The organism is Streptomyces sp. NPDC102467 (assembly GCF_044765445.1).
In the GTDB taxonomy this organism is placed as follows: Bacteria; Actinomycetota; Actinomycetes; order Streptomycetales; family Streptomycetaceae; genus Streptomyces.
Genome location: NZ_JBIWKA010000003.1, coordinates 55,944 through 75,489 on the forward strand (window position 1 = coordinate 55,944; position 19,546 = coordinate 75,489).

The window sequence follows — 19,546 nt, forward strand, 5'->3', positions numbered from 1 at the left end:
CCTCGCCTCTCATGGCTGCACAGACTGTCGCCACCACCGACGCCGTCACCGGAACCCCCGCGAAGACCGTCGATCTGGGCCCCGCCTCCGGGCTCTCCTGCCGCGAGTGCGGCACCAGGTTCGAGCTCGGTCCGATCTTCGCCTGCGTCGAGTGTTTCGGGCCGCTGGAAGTCGCGTACGACCTGCCCGTCGGCGACCCCGAAGCGCTCCGCAAGCAGATCGAGGCGGGCCCGGCCAACCTCTGGCGCTACGCCCCCCTGCTGCCCGTCCCGGCCGACGTCGCCGAGAAGCCGAACCTGAACCCCGGCTGGACCAAGCTCGTCAAGGCCGACAACCTCGCCCGTGAACTCGGCGTCGAGCAGGGCAAGTTGTTCGTCAAGGACGACTCCGGCAACCCCACGCACTCCTTCAAGGACCGCGTCGTCGCGCAGGCCATCGAGGCCGCGCGCGCCTTCGGTTTCACGACCCTCTCGTGCTCCTCCACCGGCAACCTGGCCGGCGCCGTGGGCGCCGCGGCCGCCCGCGCCGGCTTCCGCTCCTGCGTGTTCATCCCGCACGACCTGGAACAGGGCAAGGTCGTCATGGCCAGCGTCTACGGCGGTGACCTCGTCGCCATCGAGGGCAACTACGACGACGTCAACCGCTTCTGCTCCGAGCTCATCGGTGACCCGCTGGGCGAGGGCTGGGGCTTCGTCAACGTGAACCTGCGCCCGTACTACGGTGAAGGCTCCAAGACCCTCGCGTACGAGATCTGCGAGCAGCTCGGCTGGCAGCTTCCCGACCAGCTGGTCATCCCGATCGCGTCCGGTTCGCAGTTCACGAAGATCGACAAGGGGCTGCAGGAGCTGATCAAGCTCGGGCTCGTCGAGGACAAGCCGTACAAGCTGTTCGGCGCCCAGGCCGAGGGCTGCTCGCCGGTCTCGGTGGCGTACAAGGCAGGCACGGACGTCGTCCGTCCGCAGAAGCCGGACACCATCGCCAAGTCGCTCGCCATCGGCAACCCGGCCGACGGTCCGTACGTCCTCGACATCGCGCGCCGCACCGGCGGAGCCGTGGAGGACGTCGACGACGAGCAGGTCGTCGACGCGATCAAGCTGCTCGCGCAGACCGAGGGCATCTTCGCGGAGACGGCGGGCGGGGTGACGGTCGGCGTCACCAAGAAGCTCATCGAGGCCGGTCTCATCGACCCGTCCCTGACGACGGTCGTCCTGAACACCGGTGACGGTCTGAAGACGCTCGACGCCGTCGCGGAGTCCTCGCAGGCCACGGCGACGATCCGGCCCAGCCTCGAGGCGTTCCGCGCCGCGGGCCTCGACCACTGAACCCGAGCCCACCGAACCTGTAGCACCGGGAGTCACCCACCATGAGCGTCAACGTCCGGATTCCTACCATTCTCCGTACCTACACCGGCGGGCAGGCCGAGGTCGCCGCCGAAGGGGCCACGCTCGGCGATGTCATCGCCGACCTGGAGAAGAACCACACCGGGATCGCCGCCCGCGTCCTCGACGACCAGGGCAAGCTGCGCCGCTTCGTCAACGTCTACGTCAACGACGACGACGTCCGCTTCGAGCAGGGCCTCGGCACGGCGACGCCGGACGGCGCCGGCGTGTCGATCATTCCCGCCGTCGCCGGCGGCTGATCTTTCCCCTGCTCTACGTTCCCCTGCTCTACGTTCCCCTGCTCTACGTTCCACGCAGAGTTACTTGAATTGCCCCCTCCGCCCGAGAAGCGGAGGGGGCAATTCTGCTTGGTTGAGCGCGGTACAGTTGGGGAAGCTGCTTCGTTCCCCCGTGTGGTGCATGACGGGTGCATATGAATTCTCGCTCTCGACGCGACAAGAAGCAGCCAAAGTGCCCAGCCCATTCGGGCCTTTTATGGCATTTACGCGGCCCGACTTGCCCTGGGATCCGGTGAGTTGGCCCGGTTTCCCCGATCATGTGTGCCCAGAATTCTCGTCCGATTGACCTGTTGCAGAGGGCAGTTGGGCAGATACATTCAGCCGCGGTCGACGCGTTCCGGCGCACACCCCCACCCATTGGGGAGGGTGAGGTCTGACCCGGATCCGCGAAGTGCGGGTCTGTGCAAGGGCCAGTAATAGGGGAGTTAGGCATGGCTCAGGGCACCGTCAAGTGGTTCAACGCGGAGAAGGGGTACGGCTTCATCGCGGTCGACGGTGGTGCGGATGTATTCGTCCACTACAGCGCGATTCAGATGGACGGCTACCGCACCCTCGAAGAGGGTCAGCGAGTTGAATTCGAGATCTCGCAGGGCCAGAAGGGGCCGCAGGCCGACATGGTCCGCCTGGCCGCCGCCGGCTGAAGCGCGTCGCGACTGACTGCAGGCTTCGTATGAAGCGAAGGGTCCGCGTCCCCGACAGGGGGTGCGGGCCCTTCGTGCTGCGCACCCGGCGGGGCGGGGACCCTCCGTGCTGCGCGCGCCCCTCAAGGATCTGTGGTAGCCGCTTGCACTCGCATGGGTCGAGTGCTAATCATTGGGCTTAGCACTCTCCCAGTGAGAGTGACAGAACTTGGATCGGGTCGGTGAGGTCCAGGGGCCGGGTGGGGCAAGGAACCACAAGGCTCAGGGACCGTCCGTCGCGGGCACCAGCACGGTCCGTTTGCTTGCATTTCCACCCCGTCCGGGAGGACCACTTCACATGGCCAAGATCATCGCGTTCGACGAGGAGGCACGGCGCGGCCTCGAGCGCGGCATGAACCAGCTCGCCGACGCCGTCAAGGTGACCCTGGGCCCCAAGGGTCGCAACGTCGTCCTCGAGAAGAAGTGGGGTGCCCCCACGATCACCAACGATGGTGTGTCCATCGCCAAGGAGATCGAGCTCGAGGACCCGTACGAGAAGATCGGCGCCGAGCTGGTCAAGGAGGTCGCGAAGAAGACGGACGACGTCGCCGGTGACGGCACGACGACCGCGACCGTCCTGGCCCAGGCCCTCGTTCGCGAAGGCCTTCGCAACGTGGCCGCCGGTGCCAACCCCATGGCCCTCAAGCGTGGCATCGAGAAGGCCGTCGAGGCCGTCTCCGCCGCCCTGCTCGAGCAGGCCAAGGACGTGGAGACCAAGGAGCAGATCGCTTCGACGGCCTCCATCTCCGCCGCCGACACCCAGATCGGCGAGCTCATCGCCGAGGCCATGGACAAGGTCGGCAAGGAAGGCGTCATCACCGTCGAGGAGTCCCAGACCTTCGGTCTGGAGCTCGAGCTCACCGAGGGTATGCGCTTCGACAAGGGCTACATCTCGGCGTACTTCGCCACCGACATGGAGCGCATGGAGTCGTCGCTCGACGACCCGTACATCCTGATCGTCAACTCGAAGATCGGCAACGTGAAGGACCTCCTTCCGCTGCTCGAGAAGGTCATGCAGTCCGGCAAGCCGCTGCTGATCATCGCCGAGGACGTCGAGGGCGAGGCCCTGTCGACCCTGGTCGTCAACAAGATCCGTGGCACCTTCAAGTCCGTCGCCGTCAAGGCGCCCGGCTTCGGTGACCGCCGCAAGGCCATGCTCGGCGACATCGCCATCCTCACCGGTGGCACCGTCATCTCCGAAGAGGTCGGCCTCAAGCTGGAGAACGCCGGTCTCGACCTGCTCGGCCGCGCCCGCAAGGTCGTCATCACCAAGGACGAGACGACGATCGTCGACGGCTCCGGTGAGAGCGACCAGGTCCAGGGTCGCGTCAACCAGATCCGTGCCGAGATCGAGAACTCGGACAGCGACTACGACCGCGAGAAGCTGCAGGAGCGCCTGGCGAAGCTGGCCGGCGGCGTTGCGGTCATCAAGGCCGGTGCCGCGACCGAGGTCGAGCTCAAGGAGCGCAAGCACCGCATCGAGGACGCCGTTCGCAACGCGAAGGCGGCCGTCGAAGAGGGCATCGTCGCCGGTGGTGGCGTGGCTCTCCTCCAGGCCTCCGCGGTCTTCGAGAAGCTGGAGCTCACGGGTGACGAGGCGACCGGCGCCAACGCCGTGAAGCTCGCCCTGGAAGCCCCGCTCAAGCAGATCGCCGTCAACGGTGGTCTCGAGGGTGGCGTCGTCGTGGAGAAGGTTCGGAACCTGGCCGTCGGCCACGGTCTGAACGCCGCCACGGGTGAGTACGTCGACATGATCGCCGAGGGCATCCTCGACCCGGCGAAGGTGACGCGCTCTGCTCTGCAGAACGCCGCCTCCATCGCCGCGCTGTTCCTCACCACCGAGGCCGTCATCGCCGACAAGCCGGAGAAGGCCGCTGCCGGCGGCGCTCCGGGCGGCATGCCGGGCGGTGACATGGACTTCTGATCCCGGTCACCGACCTGGTTCAGCTCGTCTGTTCGTACCGAGGGCGGCACTTCCTCTTCTGGAGGGGGTGCCGCCCTCGGGCGTTTCCCGGCCGCGCGCCGTTCGAAAATTTCTGCCCCTGAGTGTCAACCGGTTCGGGGCCGCCAGGTCTAAAGATCACGACAGCACGACGGCCGGGAGCACGGGGAGCACGGGAGTGACCGCTGAGGAGTTCGAGGAGTTCTACGCCCATGCGGTCGGGCGGCTCACCGGGCAGCTGTACGTGATGCTCGGCGACCGGCAGGAGGCGCAGGACGTCGTGCAGGAGGCGTTCGTGAAGGCGTGGAGCCGGCGCGGGCGGCTCGACCGGGAAGCCGCGCCCGAAGCATGGATACGGACCGTGGCCTGGCGGCTCGCGCTGCGGCGCCACCGAGGGCTGCGGCGCAGCGAGCAGGCCTGGCTGCGGCACGGCGGAGCACCCTCCGTGGGCGCGCCCGAGCCCGGATCCGTCGCGCTCGTCGAAGCGCTGAGAGGGCTCTCCGCCCAGCAGCGCAGGGTCGTCGCCCTGCACTACATCTGCGATCTCTCCGTCGAGCAGGTGGCGGGCGAGACCGGGCTCTCCACCGGCACCGTGAAGACGCATCTGTCCCGGGGCCGGGCCGCGCTGGCCGGCCGTATGCAGGACCCTCGCGCGCAGGAGGCGCACCGTGACTGAAGCCCGCGACGAGCCCGGCCTTGCCGAGGCGCTCAAGGAACTGGCCGCGTCCGGGCAGCGGGGGTCCGTGCCCCGGCCCGGGGTGGTGATCCGGGCCCGCGGCGACCGGCTGCGGCGCCGCCGGTTCACCGTCGCCGCGGCCGCCGCGGTCGTGCTGTGCGCCGGTACCGGTGGCACCGTGGCCGCCGGGCTCATGGCGGACGGGCCGCGCACGGTCCGGCCCGCCGACACCGGGGAGCCGACGCCGGCGCCGTCGTCCGGCCCGCCGTCCACGCCGCCCGCCACTCCGACGTCGTCCGCCACCTCTACGTCCTCCACCTCTACGTCCTCGGACTCGCCGTCGGTGCCGGGGTCGGTGCGGACGACGCCGCCGCCGACCAGGCAAGGGACGAGCCCGCCCTCCGGTACGCCGACGGACGCGCCCACGTCCGCGCCCTAGGTGTATTGACCCGCGTCAACAACCCTGCGGGTCAATACACCTAGCCCCTCACCGCCCCTGAACCGCCGGCCGCGCACGCGTGACGCGCCGCCGGGCGGTCCCGCACGGCCCGAAACGGAGTTCGCGTATGCCCGCAGCCCTTCTGGACATACCCCCAGCACCACCCGTACGACAGCAACTACCCGCCGCACAAAGGCCGTTGCGCCGGCTGACCCCCCTCGACCGGACGGTGCTGCGGACCTACGTCCTCACCCGGGCCGGGCTCCTCGTGACGGCGTACTGCGTGGCCCGGCTCTTCCCCGTCGGCGGCCCGGACGTCAAGCGGGCGCGGCCGCTGCTCTCGGTGTGGCAGCAGTGGGACTGGGCGCATTACCGGACCATCGCCGAGTACGGGTATTTCCACGGTGACGCCAACTCCGAGGCGTTCTTCCCGGGGTTCCCGCTCGTGCTGCGCGCCGTCCACGTCGTCGTCCCCGACTGGACGCTCGCCGGGCTGCTGATCTCGTTCGTGTCGGGCGGCGTCGCCGTGCTGGCTCTCGCGCGCATCGCGGGCGGCCTGGTCGGCGGCCGGGCCGTACTGCTTCTGCTGCTCTCGCCGTGCGCGGTGTTCCTGGCCGCCGGGTACACCGAGTCGCTGTTCCTCGCGCTCGCCCTGCCCGCGTGGCTCGCGGCGCGGCGCGGGAACTGGGCCCTCGCGGGGCTGCTCACCGCGGGCGCGACCACGGTACGGATCAGCGGGCTCTTCCTCGTGGCGGCGTTGCTGGTGCAGTTCCTGGTGACGCACGCTCCGTCGCGTCCGTGGCGGCGGCTGCCCTGGCTGACGCTGCCCGCCGTGCCGGTACTCGCGTACACGGCGTATCTGCATGCCAGGACCGGCGACTGGATGGCGTGGAAGCACGCGCAGGAACGCGGCTGGTACCGCACGTTCCACTGGCCGTGGGAAGCGTGGGCGACCACCTGGAACGCGGCCTTCGACGGGAACTACGCCACCGGGTACGCGCTCGCGTGCCAGGCCGAACTGGTCGCGACGCTGCTCGGCCTCGGCCTGCTCGCCCGGCTGCTGCGCGGCCGCCGCTGGGCCGAGGCCACGTACGTGGCGCTGACGCTGTGGGCGCTCGGCACGTCCTACTGGTACACGTCGGTGCCGCGCGCGACGCTGCTGTGGTGGCCGCTGTGGGCGGGCCTGGCCGCGTGGACGCTGCGCAGCCAGCGGGCGACGTACGTCTGCCTGTGCGTCCTGGCCCCGCTGTCCACGCTGTACGCGGTGGCGTTCCTGTCGGGCCGCTGGGCGGGCTAAGGGCCCTTCTGACGGATCTCCGCGGCGTCACGACGCCCGGCACGCACCCTCGGCGCACGGCGCAAAGGGACAGGTGGCTCCGCCACATGACCCTTCACACCGCACCCCGAGCGCACGCTTCCCCAAGCTCTCCACTCCGTTCGAGCAGGGGAGACCCCACTACGCCGCTCCTTCCCTCACGGAGATCCGTCAGAAGGGCCCTAGGTGTATTGATCACCAGCGCCCACAGCGCTCGTGATCAGTACATTTAGCGGCGCCGGAGCGGCGACTCCTCGTAGCTGCTCCAGGCGTCGCGGCCGGCCTGGGCCGCGCTCTGGGCCGCGGTCTGCGCCTGGTGCATGGTCCGGGACGCCAGCTCGGCGGGCGGCACGCCCCAGCTTCCGGTCCAGGTGCGGCCCGCGCGGGCGAGCTCGTAGACCAGTACGCCGACGCCCGCCGTGGCGACGAGCATGCCCGCGCCGGTCAGCGCGGCGCCCGCGACAAGGCGCCGCCGCTCGGGGCGGAACTCGGTCCAGGAGATTTTCGAAAGGGTGCTCTCAGCCATGGGGTCAGGATGGGGGAGGGCGGGGCCCGCCGCATGTGGAGCGGGGCCGGGCGGGCCCGGGGGCCGGTGCGGGGCCATGCCCACGTTCTTTCCCGCCCGGACCACATCGCGCTGCGCACTTCCGACGCGTGGGAGCGGACGGTTTCCGGGGTGAGAGGGGCGGGGGCCCGGTAGCCGGGGCGGGCGCCTCGGCACAGGGCGCAGACGCCGCCGGGCAGGGCCTCGGGGTGGCCGGGTGTGCCGCGTACGCCGTCCACCACTCGTTGCCGCGCGCCGGCCCGGGCTTCGGGTCGGAGGGGTGCTTGGAGTCGCGGGCCGGGACGAGTCCGGGGGTGTCGGTGGCGGCGAGGCGGTTGCTGCCCTCGCCGCCGCTGTGGGTGGACTTGTGCCAGGTGGGCAACTGCGGGCGGAGCTGGGCGTGTTGGGGGCGCTGCCGCCTTGGCTGCGGGTCGACCCCGTGTCGGCGGCGGGGGAGGCCGCGTATCCGCTGGTGGACCCGGGGTGCGTGAACCTGGACACGGCGATGCGGATGGTCGCGGTGCTGCACGAGAGGAACGCGCGATGAGTCTCGGCCCGTACGTGATCGACAGACGGGACGGGCGCGTCGGGCAGGTGATGGCCGCGAGGGCGGATGCGTGCAACTGCGGCCGCGGGTGCGGTGGGTCAATCAGGAGGGGCGGCTGCCGTGAGCGGGTCAGGTGCTCAGGAGGTCACCGCTCGTAGCGGTACCTGCAACCGGCGATGCGGATCTCGTCGTCGACAATCTTGTACAGGAGGCGGTGTTCGTCGGTGATTCGGCGGGACCAGTAACCCTGGAAGCCGTGCCTCAATGGCTCCGGTTTGCCGATGCCCTCGTTGCCATTGTGGGCGATGTGCTGGAGGAGGGCGTTGATCCGTTTGACGATCTTGCGGTCTTGGGCCTGCCACCAAATGTAGTCCTGCCAGGGGGACTCATCCCAGACGAACTTCACTCAGCGAGCTCCCTGACCGTGCCGCCGCCGTTCTCCAGGCGTTCGATGGAGGCCAATAGCCGTCGCGCGTTCTCTGGGCTGCGTAGCAGGTACGCCGTCTCCTTCAGGGACTCGTACTCGTCGAGCGCGACGATCACGACGGGGTCGTGGCCCGCGCGAGTCACTATTACTTCCTCGCGGTCGTCCACGACTGCGTTGAGCGTCTCGGCGTACTTCGCCCGCGACTCGGTGTAGGTCATGGTGCGCATCGCAGCCTCCTCGAGTGTGCACGTACGCTTTCCTGTACGTACAGGAAAGCGTACGTGCGAGAGGGTCGTGAGGCAAGGCCACACGTGCGAGCGCGAGAATCAGACCTTCGCCGGTTCCGGGGTCGGGGCGTCCGGGGTGGACTCCGCGCGGGCCGTCGGAGACTCGCCCGCGGACGTGTTTTCGGCGTCCGCGTTCAGCTCGACCAGCATCTGCTTGCTGAAGCCGAAGAAGTACGTGGCCAGGAAGCCGACGACGTAGCCGATCAGGAGGCCGCCGCCGTAGATCAGGCAGGTGGTGCCCAGGCCGTGGTTGCCCTTGAGGAGGGGGAACAGGGCCCAGCCGGACGGGCCGATGGCCGTCGAGCCGACCTTGTCGCCGAGCATCGAGAAGAAGCCGATGAACGCGCCGCCCGCCGCGCCACCGACGCACGCCGTGATGAAGGGGCGGCCCAGGGGGAGCGAGACACCGTAGATGAGGGGTTCGCCGACGCCCAGGAAGCCTGCCGGGAGCGCCGACTTGATCGTCTTCCGGATCGACTTGTTGTGCTTGAGGCGCTTGAAGACCGCGATCGCGCAGCCGACCTGGCCCGCGCCCGCCATCGCCAGGATCGGGAGGAGGACCGTGAAGCCCTGCTGCTCGATGAGGGTGGTGTGGATGGGGATCAGGGCCTGGTGCAGGCCCAGCATGACGAGGGGGAGGAAGAGGCCGCCCAGGACCAGGCCCGCGAACGCGCCCGTGTTGTCCAGGAGCCAGTTGGCCGCCGTGCCGATACCGGTGGAGATCTCACCGGCGACGTACATCAGACCGAAGATCGTGACCAGGCCGGAGATCAGTACCGTGAGGGTGGGTGTGACGAGGACGTCGACCGCCTCGGGGACCCACTTGCGGCACCATTTCTCGACGTAGACGGCGAGGACCGCCGCGCCCAGCGCGCCGAGGACACCGCCCTGGCCCGGGCTCAGCTTCTGGCCGAACGCGGTGATGTTCGCGACGCCCGCGTACACGATGATCGCCGCGACCGCGCCGCCGAGGATCGGGGTGCCGCCGAACTCCTTCGCCGTGTTGTAGCCGACGAAGACCGCGATGAGCGCCATGAAGCCGGAGGCGATCGCGGCGAGGGCGGGGGTGACGCCGGGCAGCCACTCCAGGTTGATCAGCAGCCCGTTGATGCCGGCGATGATGCCGCAGCCGATCAGGGCCGGGATCAGCGGCACGAAGATGTTGGCGATCCGGCGCAGGAAGAGCTTGAGGGGCGTGGCGTTCTTCGCCTTGCGCGCCGCCTTCAACTCGGCCCCCCGGTCGGCCAGTTCATCGGCTGTCGTGGTGTGCGCGGGGGCGGGGGCGGCGGCCGGGACGTCGGCCTCGGCCACCAGCGCCTCGAACTCGGGGGTGACCCGGGCGACCTTCCCCGGGCCGAGGACGATCTGGTACGTCTCGTCCTCGACCACGCCCATGACATCGGGCAGCGCCTTCAGCGCCTCGTCCTGGACGAGCGAGCGGTCGGCCAGGCCCAGGCGGAGCCGGGTCATGCAGTGGACGACGGAAGTGACGTTCGCTGCGCCGCCGACGAGCGGGAGGATCGCGGCGGCGATGGCGCGGTTCTTGTTCTCGGTCATGTGCGTGGTGCCTTGCTCTGTACGGGAGTACGGAAGTACCGGGGTGGGGTCAGGAGGTGGCGGCCGCGGCGAGCGCGGCACGCAGGTGGCCGTCGGAGTCGGCCAGCAGGCGGGCCGCCGTGGGCCCGTCGACCTCGCCGAGGACGACGAGGATCGCGTTCTTCACCTCCCCGTCGGTCGCGGCGAGTGCGGCCTCGATGGCGGCGTCTTCGGCGCCCGTGGCCAGGGAGACGATGCGGCGGGAGCGGGCCCGCAGCTTCTCGTTGGACGCGCGTACGTCGACCATCAGGTTCCCGTACGTCTTGCCGAGCCGGATCATGGTGATCGTCGACAGCATGTTGAGGACGAGCTTCTGCGCCGTGCCCGCCTTCAGCCGGGTGGAGCCGGTGAGCAGCTCCGGGCCGACGACGACCTCGATGCCGTGGTCCGCTGCGGCCGCGAGGGCGCTGTCCGCGTTGCAGGACAGGCCGATGGTGAGCGCGCCGACACCGCCGCGCGCGTGCTCGACGGCGCCGATCGCGTACGGGGTGCGGCCCGAGGCGGAGATGCCGACGACCACGTCGTCCGCCGTCAGCTTCAGGGCGTCCAGGTCCTCGGCCGCCAGCTCCTTGGAGTCCTCGGCGCCCTCGACCGCGGTGATCATCGCCGACGGGCCGCCCGCGATCAGGCCGAGGACCTCGCCCGGGTCGGTGTTGAAGGTGGGCGGGCACTCCGACGCGTCCAGCACTCCGAGCCGCCCGGCCGTGCCGGCGCCCGCGTAGATCAGCCGGCCGCCGCGCGCCATGCGCTCGGCCGTGCCGTCGATCGCGGCGGCGATCCGCGGCAGCTGGGCCGCGACGGCGGTGGGGACGGTGGCGTCCTCGCCGTTCATGATCTTCGCGATCTCCAGGGTGGACTGCTGGTCGATCTCGGCGAGCTCGGGCCGGAAGGCCTCGGTGGTGAGGGTGGCCAGCTGGGCCCGGAGTTCGCTGTAGTCGCCTTCGGCAGCGGGAGTGGCGCCGGTGGCGTCGGTGGTGGTCATGTTCGGTCGGCTCTTTCCGGTGCGGCGGGTGGGGTGACGGGTGTGGGGTGCGTCGGGGTGGGGTGGCGTCTGCCGGGTGCGGGCTCGTTGCCGGGTGCGGCCCGGTGGGGACTTCTCGCGCAGTTCCCCGCGCCCCTGGAGCATGCGGCTTCGCCGCTGCTCCAGGAGGGCGCGTGTTTTAGGCGCGTCCTTGAGATGGCGCACGCAGTGCGCATCTCAGGGGCGCGGGGCTGTGACATGTGCGGCTCCGCCGCGTGGGCGCGACCAGCCCCCACCGGCTCGCGGTCGACCGGCCACGGACGGGACCGGTGCAGCAGCGCCCCGCGCTCACGACCGGCTCCCCCGCGGAGCGGCCCGGTGGCGGTGGGCCAGGGCCTCGTACGAGGCGGCCAGGGCCGGTGCCGCCGTCTCGTAGGACCGCTGGGCGACGCCGACGAACAGGCAGTCCACGACGAGGAGCTGGCTCGTGCGGGACGACATCGCGGCGGGCCGCAGCTCGCTCTCGCGGGCGATGGACGTGGTGAGGAGGTGGTCGGCGTACTGCGAGACGGGGCCGTCGGGCCGACCGGTGATGGCTATCGTCGTCGCGCCGTGCTCGAAGGCGACACGGAGCGGTTCGATCACGTCACTGGTGGCGCCGGAGTGCGTGATGGAGACGGCGACGTCGCCGGAGCGCAGGGTCACCGCGTTGGTGATCGCCAGGTGCGGGTCGGAGTGCGCGTGGGCGACCTGACCGATGCGCAGCAGCTTCTGCGCGAGGTCCTGGGCGACGAGGCCGGACGCGCCGACGCCGTACACGTCGACGCGGCGGGCGCCCGCGAGCGCGTTCACGGCCGCACCCAGCTGCACGGTGTCCAGGCCGGCCGCGGTGTCGGCGAGCGTCTGCTGTTCGTCGTAGGCGAGCTTGGCCACCACGTCGGCGATCGGGTCGTCGACGGCGATGTCGGCGGTGACGGCGGGGGCCCGGCCCGACTGCTGCTGGGCGGCGAGCCCGGCGAGCGCGAGGCGCAGGTCCCGGTAGCCGGGGTAGCCGAGGATGCGGGCGGTGCGGACCACCGTCGCCTCGCTCGTGCCGGTGAGCTCGGCGAGGCCGGTGACCGTGAGGGCCGCGCAGCCGGCCGGGTCGGCGGCGACGGCCTCGGCGACCCGCTGCATGGAGCGCGTCATCGAGGGCGCGAGGGTGCGCACCTTGGCCGCGAGGGCCGCGGGGGCGGGCGGCGCGTCGCTTGAGAAACTTTCCTTCACGTCATTGCTCACGTTCTGAAAGATATTTTCAAAACGGGGGTCGGTCAAGAGTCCTTCGGTGCCCTCACGCGGTTCTGTCGCGCGGCTCACACACGACTCACATGCCGCGGCCGGCGGGGCGCACAATTGGGGGCATGGACACCATCAGCCCCCTGGAGCAGGCCCTGCACGCGGCCCGCGCGCTCGTGCTCGCGGATCTGAAAGCGGTGGACGTCGCCGACCCGGACGTCGTCTCGCTCGTCGAGGAGTCGATAACCTCCCGCCGCTGGTGGGTCGAGCAGTGGCCGGAGGGTGTCGCGTACGTCGCCGGGCTCGTCGCCCAGGACGTCAAGGACGGGCTCCTGGAGCGGCGCGGCCGCTGGCCGCTGTGCCCGGTGTGCGGCCCCGGCTCGGGCTCGGAGGGCCCGCACGCCCTGGACGTCGAACCCGAGCTGGGTGCCGACCCGCACTGGGTGTGCTCGGAGGCGGGCGTCGTGGTGGCGCCGGTGGGATCGCTGGGCACGGTGACGGGGTAATGGGGAGACGGGGTGCGCGGGGCAGCGGGATGTGCGGCGTACCCGGGGTGACGAGATGACGGTCTATATAGATCCGCCGAACTGGCCGGGGCACGGCCGTATGTGGTCACATCTGGTCAGCGATGTCTCGTTCGCCGAACTCCACGAATTCGCCGAGCAGTTGGGGGCTCCGCCGCGCGCCTTCGAGCGCGACCACTACGACATCCCGTCGCACCGGTACGAGGACGCGGTGCGCTCGGGAGCTGTCGAGATCGGCTCGAAGGAACTCGTGCGCAGGATCACGGCCGCGGGGCTGAGGAGACCGAAGCACCGGCGGGCCGCGTGAGCGGCGCGGTCTCCGCCGCCGACCCCGCCACGACCTTCGAGGGCGTCCGCCGGTGCAGCCGCAGCGACACCGCGGTGAGCGCCAGCGCGATCACCGTCATCGCGCCGCCCGCCCACGCGGTGGCCGGGTAGCCGAGATCGGCGTCGATGACCGTGCCGCCGAGCCAGGGGCCGCCCGTGTTGCCGAGGTTGAAGGCGGCGGTCGTGGTGGCGCCGGCCAGGGTGGGGGCAGCGCCCGCGACGTTGAACATACGGGCGTTGAGGGCCGGGGCCGTATAGAAGGCGGACAGGCCCAGCAGGAAGGACAGGGCCACCGCCGCGATCTCGATGTGACCGAGCACGGCGAGCGCGGCCAGGAAGGCGGTCGACGCCGTGATGCCGGTCAGCAGCACCCCGAAAAGGTGCGCGTCCGCGATCCGGCCGCCGATCACCGTGCCGGTCAGGGCGCCGATGCCGAACAGGGCGAGGACCCCGGGGACCCAGCCCTCCGGCAGCCCGGCGACATCGGTGAGGAGCGGTGAGAGGTAGCTGAACGCGCAGAAGACGCCGCCCGCGGCGAGCGCGGTGATCGCGATGGAGAGCCACACCTGGCGGTCCCGGTAGATGGTCAGCTCCCGCCTCAGCTGCGGGCGTTCGGCCGGTACCGGAATGGGCGGGACGAGCGTGACGATGCCGACGAGGGCGATCGCCGAGGCCGCGCCCACCGCCCAGAACGCCGCGCGCCAGCCGAGCCCGTCGCCGAGGAAGGCGCCCACCGGGACGCCGAGGACGTTCGCGACCGAGAGGCCGCCGATCATCACGGCCATCGCGCGGGCCCGCTGGTTCACCGGAACCATGGCGATGGCGACCGCCGCGCCCACCGCCCAGAAACCGGCGCAGGCCAGCGCGGAGACGACGCGGGACGCGAACAGGATCGCGTAGGTCGGGGCGAGCGCGCCCGCGATCTGGCCCAGGCCGAACAGGGAGATGAGCGTGATCAGGGTCGTGCGGCGGGGCAGGCGCAGCGTCGCCACGGCGAGGAGCGGGGCGCCCACCACCATGCCGATCGCGAACGCCGAGATCAGCAGGCCCGCCTGCGGGATCGTGACGTCCATGTCGTCGGCGACCGCCGGGAGCAGCCCGGAGAGCATGAACTCGCTCGTGCCGAGGGCGAAGACGCTGAGGCCGAGGATGTAGACGGCCAGGGGCATGCGGGTGGGAGTACGGATGGGCGCGCTGGTGGGGGTGGGATTTGGCGGCATGTAAGGGGTCAACCGGGGGAGTGGGGGTGGCATTCCCCCGGCTCCCGGTCTCCAGGTCTCCCGGCTCCCGCCCCCCGGTTCCCGGTCCCTAGGCGCTCCCGCTACTTCTCCCGCTACTTCTCCCGATCCTGGTCAGGTGTTCCCAGGAGGTCGAGTTCCGTCGTGAGGTTCTCCCGGGCCGTGGCCTCCCAGTGCGACGTCCCGTACGGCGTGCGGAACAGCCGTGGCAGGTCCAGGAGTTGACGCAGGATGGCCGCTCTGCCCTCGCGGAACGCCTCGTCGGGCACGAAGGCGTACTCCTCGCGGACCGCCTTGGTGTAGGCGGCGTACGCCTCGGGGGCAGCGGCCAGGATCGCCAGGTCGGCGTCGCACAGGGCCTCGCCGTCGGCGTCGCCGTCGGCCGGGTCGTGCGAGACGGTGAGCCGTACCAGGCGGGCCACCTCCGCTACCTGATGAGCCGTCAATCCGGCTTCCGTCAGAGCGCGTTCAGCCAGGTCGGCGGAGCGTTCCTCGTTCTCGGAGCGGTCCGGGCGGTACACCGCGTCATGGAACCAGGCGGCCAGGCGCACCAGCGCCGGGTCGTCCGCGTGGTCCTCCAGTACGTCGATGTGGTCGAGGACGGCGGCGAGGTGGGTGGTCGTGTGGTACTTGCGCTGGGGTTCGGACCAGCGGGCCAGAAGATTGTCGGCGTACGGGTACGGGTCGATGTCCGGGGTGCCCGTCGTCGCGCGCAGGGTGCGGGCCCAGCGCTCACGCAGTTCCCGCGGGTCTTCGTCGTGCTCGTACGTCATGCCCCGACCCTAGCCCTACCGTGGGGCGATGACTGCAGACGTAGTACGGGACGACGCGCGTGACCCCGAGCTGCCCGGACGGCTCCTTGCGGCCGAACGGGACGCCCTTATACCGCTGTTGAGGGCGCGGCCCGACGCGGATTTCGAGCTGCGGACCGCGTGTCCGGGATGGACCGTGCGGGCTGTGCTCGCGCACTGTTCGGCAGCGCTGACGCGGGTGGTCGAGAGCCGCTTCGGGCGGGATGTGTTCAGCCCCGAGTGCAACGACCGGGACATCGCGGAGCGGGCGGGCCGGTCGCACCAGGAGATCGTGGACGAGCTGGAGCGGGGGATGACGGGGGCGGGTGCCGCCATCGCCAAGGCCGGCGGGGTGCTCGACGGTGTCGCCCTGGGGGAGTGGGTGCACGCCGGGGACGTACGGGACGCCTTCGGCGAGCCCGGGGCGTACGCGGGGGACCGGCTGCCGATGGCGCTCGAACTGCTGGCGCGGATCAGCCGGGAGCGGGGGCAGGTGGCGCTCCACGCCGACGTGGACGGATCGGACGAGCCGCTCGTGCTCGGGGCCCGCGACGGGGAGAAGCCGCCCGCTCGGTATATCGGGGATGCGGCGACGCTGGTGCGGTTGTACGCGGGGCGGCCCTTGGTGGGGGTGCGGTACGAGCTGGCCGGGGTCCGGGAGGCCGAACTGAATCTGTTCGGCTGAGCGAATTCGGGTGAGCGAATGCAGCGGGGTTCAGTGCCGCTCGACGACCCCGGCCTCGCGGTACAGGGAACGGTCGGAGTCGCCCAGTACGACGACGCTGAACGCCGCCGTCGCGAAGGCCCGGATTGCTCGCGTGATGCTCGAAGTAGTCATGACTCCAGAATGCGATTCCGGCCTCGCGCGCACATCCGTCCCGCGAGGTAATCGGAGTCGTCGCGGTACGACTTTCGGCGGATGCCGACCCCGAGAGAGCCCTGGGGCTCCGGGTACGACTCAGGGCGCGGCAAATTCGTTGGCCCGGGCACGCGCCCGTCCCGTACACTCGCGCGTCTTGCCCGCCTCCCTTCACCGGAACCGCTGAAGCCGGAGCGCCGCCGACCGGTCGGAAACCGGCCGGACCCGTCGCATCGCATTCGCGTACCCGGAGCCGGAGGCACCACCCGTGAGCACGTCACCCCCGCCCTCGTTCTCGCCGCTCGACCGTGAGCGCGCGCACCTCGTCTCGTCCCGGGCCGCGCTGCGCGCCATGCGGGAGGACGCGGAGGCGCTCGACATCCGCGACGTCACCGCGAACTGGGTCAACGCCGAGGTGCTGCAGCGCCAGATCGACGAGCGGATCAAGGCGCTCGCCGATCTGAGCCACACACCGTTGTTCTTCGGCCGCCTCGACTACCTGCACGCCCCGGGGGTCGAGCTGGCCGAGGGGGCCGACGGTGAGCGGTTCTACATCGGGCGGCGGCATGTGCACGACGGCGACGGCGATCCGATGGTCATCGACTGGCGTGCGCCGGTCTCGCAGCCGTTCTACCGGGCCTCGAAGAAGGATCCGCTGGATGTCGCGCTGCGCCGCAGGTTCGGTTACACCGGCGGTGAGCTGACCGCGTACGAGGACGAGCATCTCTCCGACCCGGGAGAGGTGGAGCGGACCAGCAAGCTGCTCCAGCAGGAGATCGAGCGGCCGCGCGTCGGCCCGATGCGCGACATCGTCGCCACCATCCAGCCCGAGCAGGACGAGATCGTGCGCAGCGGGCTCGCCGGGTCGGTGTGCGTGCAGGGCGGCCCCGGGACCGGCAAGACCGCCGTGGGCCTGCACCGCGTCGCGTATCTCCTCTACGCGCACCGCGAGCGGCTCGCCCGCACCGGCACGCTGGTCATCGGGCCGAACAGTTCCTTCCTGCACTACATCGAGCAAGTGCTGCCCGCGCTCGGTGAGTTGGAGGTGAAGCAGGCGACGGTCGACCAGCTCGTCGCGCAGGTGGAGGTGCGGGGCACGGACAGCGCGGGGACCGCCCTGATCAAGGGGGACGCCCGGATGGCGGAGGTGGTCCGGCGGGCGCTGCGCTCGCACATCACGGAGCCGGCCGAGGGCGTCGTGGTCGTGCGCGGGTCCCGCCGCTGGCGCGTGGCGTCGTACGAACTGGCGGAGATCGTACGGGAGTTGAGCGAGCGCGACATGCGGTACGGGGCTGCGCGCGACGCCCTCTCGCAGCGCATCGCGCACGCCGTGCTCGTCCAGATGGAGCGGGCGGGCGAGGCCCCGGACGACCGGGTGCAGGACGCGGTCGCGCGCAACCCCGCGGTGAAGGCCGTGGTGAAGCAGGTCTGGCCCGCCGTCGACCCGGCCAAGCTGGTGCTGCGGCTGCTCTCCGACGCCGAATTCCTCGCCGAGCACGCCGACGGGCTGCTCGACGCGGAGGAGCAGAAGGCCGTGCTGTGGGTGAAGCCGGCGCGGAGCGTGAAGAGCGCCAAGTGGTCCGCCGCGGATGCCGTGTTGATCGACGAGGCGGGCGATCTCGTCGCGCGCACGCACTCGCTCGGGCACGTCGTCCTGGATGAGGCGCAGGACCTGTCGCCGATGCAGTACCGGGCGGTGGGGCGGCGCGCGACGACCGGGTCCGTGACGGTTCTCGGGGATCTCGCGCAGGGCACCACGCCGTGGGCGACGCGGAGTTGGGCCGAGGCGCTGGCCCACCTCGGCAAGCCGGACGCGGTGGTGGAGGAGCTGACGGCCGGTTTCCGGGTGCCGACGGACGTCATCACGTACGCGTCGCGGCTGCTGCCGTCCATCGCACCCGGCCTCGCCCCGGTGGAGTCGGTCCGGGAGAACCCCGGGGCGTTCGAGGTGCGGGCCGTGTCGGGCCCCGGGGAGGTCGTCGCCGCGTGTGTGCGGGCGCTGGAGCAGGAGGGCTCGGTGGGCCTGATCGCGGCGGACGCGCGCTGCGCCGCGCTGGGCGCGGCCCTTGAGGAGGCGGGCCTCACGTATCTCGCCCCGGGCGAGGAGACGACGGCCGACTCCCGGCTGACGCTGGTCCCGGCGTCGCTGGCGAAGGGCCTGGAGTACGACTACGTGGTCCTGGACGAGCCGTCGGCGCTGGTCTCCGCCGAGCCCGACGAACGAACCGGCCTGCGCCGCCTGTACGTAGCACTGACCCGAGCGGTCTCCGGCCTGACGGTGACGCACGAGACCCCGCTCCCGGAGCTGCTGGCACCCCGCTAGGGACGGGGAACGGCGCGCGGCACTCGCGCACGTTCCGGTCTCGGCCACGGCGCGGGGGCGGAACACGAGCGGGGCCGGTCAGGGGCCCCGCCAGGGGCGCGGGGAACTGCGCGAGCAACCACGATGGCGCGGCACTCGCGCACGATCCGGACCTGCAACGGCGCGCGATACGGACCCGCACCCCAACGGCGCCCCAACCCAGCGGACGCGTCAGGCGTCCAGGGCTGAGCGCCAGACCCGCACCGCGTCCGCGGAAACCGGCTCGTCCCAGCCGGCGGGACGCGACGCACCGCCGATGTGGAACGCCGAGATCCCGGCGGCCCGCAGGCCCGGCACATGCTCCAGGCGGAGGCCGCCGCCTACCAGGAGCTGCTGCTCGTACCCGGGGTCTCCGGCGCGCGCCGCCTCCGCGATCAGCACCTCGAGACCCGCGTCGACGCCGTCCGGCGATCCGGCCGTCAGATACGTGTCGAGCCCCGGCAGGTCCGCCAGCTGCTTGCGCAGAGCATCCCGGTCCGCGGCCCGGTCGATGGCCCGGTGGAACGTCCACCGGCAGCCGTCCAGCTCCGCCACGATCCGCTCGACGGCGACCAGATCGGGGCCGTCGTGCTCGTCCAGGAACCCGAGCACGAACTCGTCCGCACCCGCGGCGCGCAGCGCCCGCGCGGCCGTGACCAGGGCGTCCACCTGCGCGGGGCCGCCCACCGAGAAGCCGTCCGCGAGGCGGAGCATCACGCGCAGCCGGATGTCCACGGCGGCGCGGATCGCGGTGAACGTCTCCACCGACGGCGTCAGCCCGTCCGCCGCCATGTCGGTGACCAGTTCCAGGCGGTCCGCACCCCCGGCCTGGGCGGCGATCGCGTCCTCGGCGTCGAGGGCGATCACCTCCAGGACTGCACGCTTGCTCATGAGACTCCTGTCAAGACGACCTGCCCGGGGTACCGGCTATAGGTCTAGTCCAATGTCCTGCCCAGCCTACGCCGCGTGCACCGTGAACGCAGCTGTCCTGACCCGCCGGTCGGGCCGGGAGCGCGGGAAGACGATCTCGTAGACCTTGCAACGGGTACCCCCTAGGGGTATATGTAGGAGGAGGGGATACCCGCCCCCCGTATAGAGG

The 19,546-nt window shown here is 71.1% G+C and carries 23 protein-coding genes; 12 read left to right on the forward strand and 11 right to left on the reverse strand.

Annotated features, from left to right (window positions below; genetic code table 11):
- Positions 1–11 precede the first annotated feature (11 nt).
- The 7 genes from thrC (at position 12) to ACIREE_RS06155 (ending at position 6,712) form a co-directional block, all read left to right on the forward strand.
- On the forward strand, positions 12–1,322 hold the full coding sequence (thrC, locus tag ACIREE_RS06125) for a threonine synthase (protein WP_404146991.1): 1,311 nt from the start codon (positions 12–14) through the stop codon (positions 1,320–1,322).
- Positions 1,323–1,363: 41 nt separating this feature from the next.
- Positions 1,364–1,639 (forward strand): MoaD/ThiS family protein, encoded by a 276-nt coding sequence (locus tag ACIREE_RS06130; protein ID WP_404146994.1) that lies wholly within the window; start codon positions 1,364–1,366, stop codon positions 1,637–1,639.
- Between the two features lie 470 nt (positions 1,640–2,109).
- Positions 2,110–2,319 (forward strand): cold-shock protein, encoded by a 210-nt coding sequence (locus ACIREE_RS06135; RefSeq protein WP_109445992.1) that lies wholly within the window; start codon positions 2,110–2,112, stop codon positions 2,317–2,319.
- A gap of 337 nt (positions 2,320–2,656) precedes the next feature.
- Complete coding sequence (gene groL / locus ACIREE_RS06140) at positions 2,657–4,282, forward strand: chaperonin GroEL (RefSeq protein ID WP_404146997.1); 1,626 nt, start codon at positions 2,657–2,659, stop codon at positions 4,280–4,282.
- Positions 4,283–4,478: 196 nt separating this feature from the next.
- Positions 4,479–4,976 (forward strand): SigE family RNA polymerase sigma factor, encoded by a 498-nt coding sequence (locus tag ACIREE_RS06145; protein ID WP_404147000.1) that lies wholly within the window; start codon positions 4,479–4,481, stop codon positions 4,974–4,976.
- The gene (locus tag ACIREE_RS06150; protein WP_404147002.1) at positions 4,969–5,415 is read left to right on the forward strand and encodes a hypothetical protein; all 447 of its coding nucleotides are present in this window, start codon (positions 4,969–4,971) and stop codon (positions 5,413–5,415) included. Before ACIREE_RS06145 ends, ACIREE_RS06150 begins: the two co-directional genes overlap by 8 nt.
- Before the next feature lie 127 nt (positions 5,416–5,542).
- The gene (locus tag ACIREE_RS06155) at positions 5,543–6,712 is read left to right on the forward strand and encodes a hypothetical protein (RefSeq protein WP_404147004.1); all 1,170 of its coding nucleotides are present in this window, start codon (positions 5,543–5,545) and stop codon (positions 6,710–6,712) included.
- 247 nt (positions 6,713–6,959) lie between these two features.
- On the opposite strand, the gene ACIREE_RS06160 is transcribed toward ACIREE_RS06155, so the two are convergent.
- Together ACIREE_RS06160 and ACIREE_RS06165 are read right to left on the reverse strand one after the other, a co-directional pair.
- The gene (locus tag ACIREE_RS06160; RefSeq protein ID WP_404147007.1) at positions 6,960–7,256 is read right to left on the reverse strand and encodes a hypothetical protein; all 297 of its coding nucleotides are present in this window, start codon (positions 7,254–7,256) and stop codon (positions 6,960–6,962) included.
- Positions 7,257–7,260: 4 nt separating this feature from the next.
- The gene (locus tag ACIREE_RS06165; protein ID WP_404147010.1) at positions 7,261–7,656 is read right to left on the reverse strand and encodes a DUF397 domain-containing protein; all 396 of its coding nucleotides are present in this window, start codon (positions 7,654–7,656) and stop codon (positions 7,261–7,263) included.
- Between ACIREE_RS06165 and ACIREE_RS06170 the strand changes: the two genes are divergently transcribed.
- Positions 7,555–7,821 carry a hypothetical protein gene (locus ACIREE_RS06170; protein WP_404147013.1) on the forward strand — a complete coding sequence of 89 codons (267 nt, stop codon included), beginning with the start codon at positions 7,555–7,557 and terminating at the stop codon, positions 7,819–7,821. The genes ACIREE_RS06165 and ACIREE_RS06170 overlap by 102 nt on opposite strands.
- A gap of 145 nt (positions 7,822–7,966) precedes the next feature.
- On the opposite strand, the gene ACIREE_RS06175 is transcribed toward ACIREE_RS06170, so the two are convergent.
- The 5 genes from ACIREE_RS06175 to ACIREE_RS06195 all read right to left on the reverse strand — a co-directional run bounded on the left by ACIREE_RS06175 (position 7,967) and on the right by ACIREE_RS06195 (position 12,370).
- The gene (locus tag ACIREE_RS06175; RefSeq protein ID WP_404147016.1) at positions 7,967–8,227 is read right to left on the reverse strand and encodes a Txe/YoeB family addiction module toxin; all 261 of its coding nucleotides are present in this window, start codon (positions 8,225–8,227) and stop codon (positions 7,967–7,969) included.
- Positions 8,224–8,475, reverse strand: a complete 252-nt coding sequence (locus ACIREE_RS06180) for a type II toxin-antitoxin system Phd/YefM family antitoxin (protein ID WP_404147019.1) — start codon at positions 8,473–8,475, stop codon at positions 8,224–8,226. Before ACIREE_RS06180 ends, ACIREE_RS06175 begins: the two co-directional genes overlap by 4 nt.
- 99 nt (positions 8,476–8,574) lie before the next feature.
- Positions 8,575–10,092: a PTS transporter subunit EIIC gene (locus ACIREE_RS06185; protein WP_404147022.1), complete on the reverse strand. Its 1,518-nt coding sequence runs from the start codon at positions 10,090–10,092 to the stop codon at positions 8,575–8,577.
- Positions 10,093–10,141: 49 nt separating this feature from the next.
- Positions 10,142–11,113 (reverse strand): N-acetylmuramic acid 6-phosphate etherase, encoded by a 972-nt coding sequence (murQ, locus tag ACIREE_RS06190; protein WP_404147025.1) that lies wholly within the window; start codon positions 11,111–11,113, stop codon positions 10,142–10,144.
- Positions 11,114–11,440: 327 nt separating this feature from the next.
- The gene (locus tag ACIREE_RS06195; protein ID WP_404147028.1) at positions 11,441–12,370 is read right to left on the reverse strand and encodes a MurR/RpiR family transcriptional regulator; all 930 of its coding nucleotides are present in this window, start codon (positions 12,368–12,370) and stop codon (positions 11,441–11,443) included.
- 122 nt (positions 12,371–12,492) lie between these two features.
- Between ACIREE_RS06195 and ACIREE_RS06200 the strand changes: the two genes are divergently transcribed.
- Together ACIREE_RS06200 and ACIREE_RS06205 are read left to right on the forward strand one after the other, a co-directional pair.
- Complete coding sequence (locus ACIREE_RS06200; protein WP_404147031.1) at positions 12,493–12,873, forward strand: hypothetical protein; 381 nt, start codon at positions 12,493–12,495, stop codon at positions 12,871–12,873.
- A gap of 55 nt (positions 12,874–12,928) precedes the next feature.
- Positions 12,929–13,198 carry a DUF4031 domain-containing protein gene (locus ACIREE_RS06205; protein WP_404147034.1) on the forward strand — a complete coding sequence of 90 codons (270 nt, stop codon included), beginning with the start codon at positions 12,929–12,931 and terminating at the stop codon, positions 13,196–13,198.
- Here the strand turns inward: ACIREE_RS06205 and ACIREE_RS06210 are convergent.
- Both ACIREE_RS06210 and ACIREE_RS06215 read right to left on the reverse strand, forming a co-directional pair.
- Positions 13,152–14,387 (reverse strand): Cmx/CmrA family chloramphenicol efflux MFS transporter, encoded by a 1,236-nt coding sequence (locus ACIREE_RS06210; RefSeq protein ID WP_404147037.1) that lies wholly within the window; start codon positions 14,385–14,387, stop codon positions 13,152–13,154. The two genes, ACIREE_RS06205 and ACIREE_RS06210, sit on opposite strands and share 47 nt — an antisense overlap.
- 164 nt (positions 14,388–14,551) lie before the next feature.
- Entirely contained in the window at positions 14,552–15,229 is a 678-nt protein-coding gene (locus tag ACIREE_RS06215) for a hypothetical protein (protein WP_404147041.1), read from the reverse strand.
- 28 nt (positions 15,230–15,257) lie between these two features.
- On the opposite strand from ACIREE_RS06215, the gene ACIREE_RS06220 reads away from it, so the two are divergent.
- On the forward strand, positions 15,258–15,932 hold the full coding sequence (locus ACIREE_RS06220) for a maleylpyruvate isomerase family mycothiol-dependent enzyme (protein WP_404147043.1): 675 nt from the start codon (positions 15,258–15,260) through the stop codon (positions 15,930–15,932).
- A 30-nt stretch (positions 15,933–15,962) separates the two neighbouring features.
- Here the strand turns inward: ACIREE_RS06220 and ACIREE_RS06225 are convergent, their stop codons facing one another.
- Complete coding sequence (locus ACIREE_RS06225; protein WP_404147045.1) at positions 15,963–16,085, reverse strand: hypothetical protein; 123 nt, start codon at positions 16,083–16,085, stop codon at positions 15,963–15,965.
- A 373-nt stretch (positions 16,086–16,458) separates the two neighbouring features.
- On the opposite strand from ACIREE_RS06225, the gene ACIREE_RS06230 reads away from it, so the two are divergent.
- A complete protein-coding gene (locus ACIREE_RS06230) occupies positions 16,459–18,429 on the forward strand; it encodes a HelD family protein (protein ID WP_404148168.1) in 1,971 nt (656 codons plus the stop codon).
- Between the two features lie 210 nt (positions 18,430–18,639).
- Here the strand turns inward: ACIREE_RS06230 and ACIREE_RS06235 are convergent, their stop codons facing one another.
- Positions 18,640–19,338: a copper homeostasis protein CutC gene (locus tag ACIREE_RS06235; protein ID WP_404147048.1), complete on the reverse strand. Its 699-nt coding sequence runs from the start codon at positions 19,336–19,338 to the stop codon at positions 18,640–18,642.
- Positions 19,339–19,546: the final 208 nt, after the last annotated feature.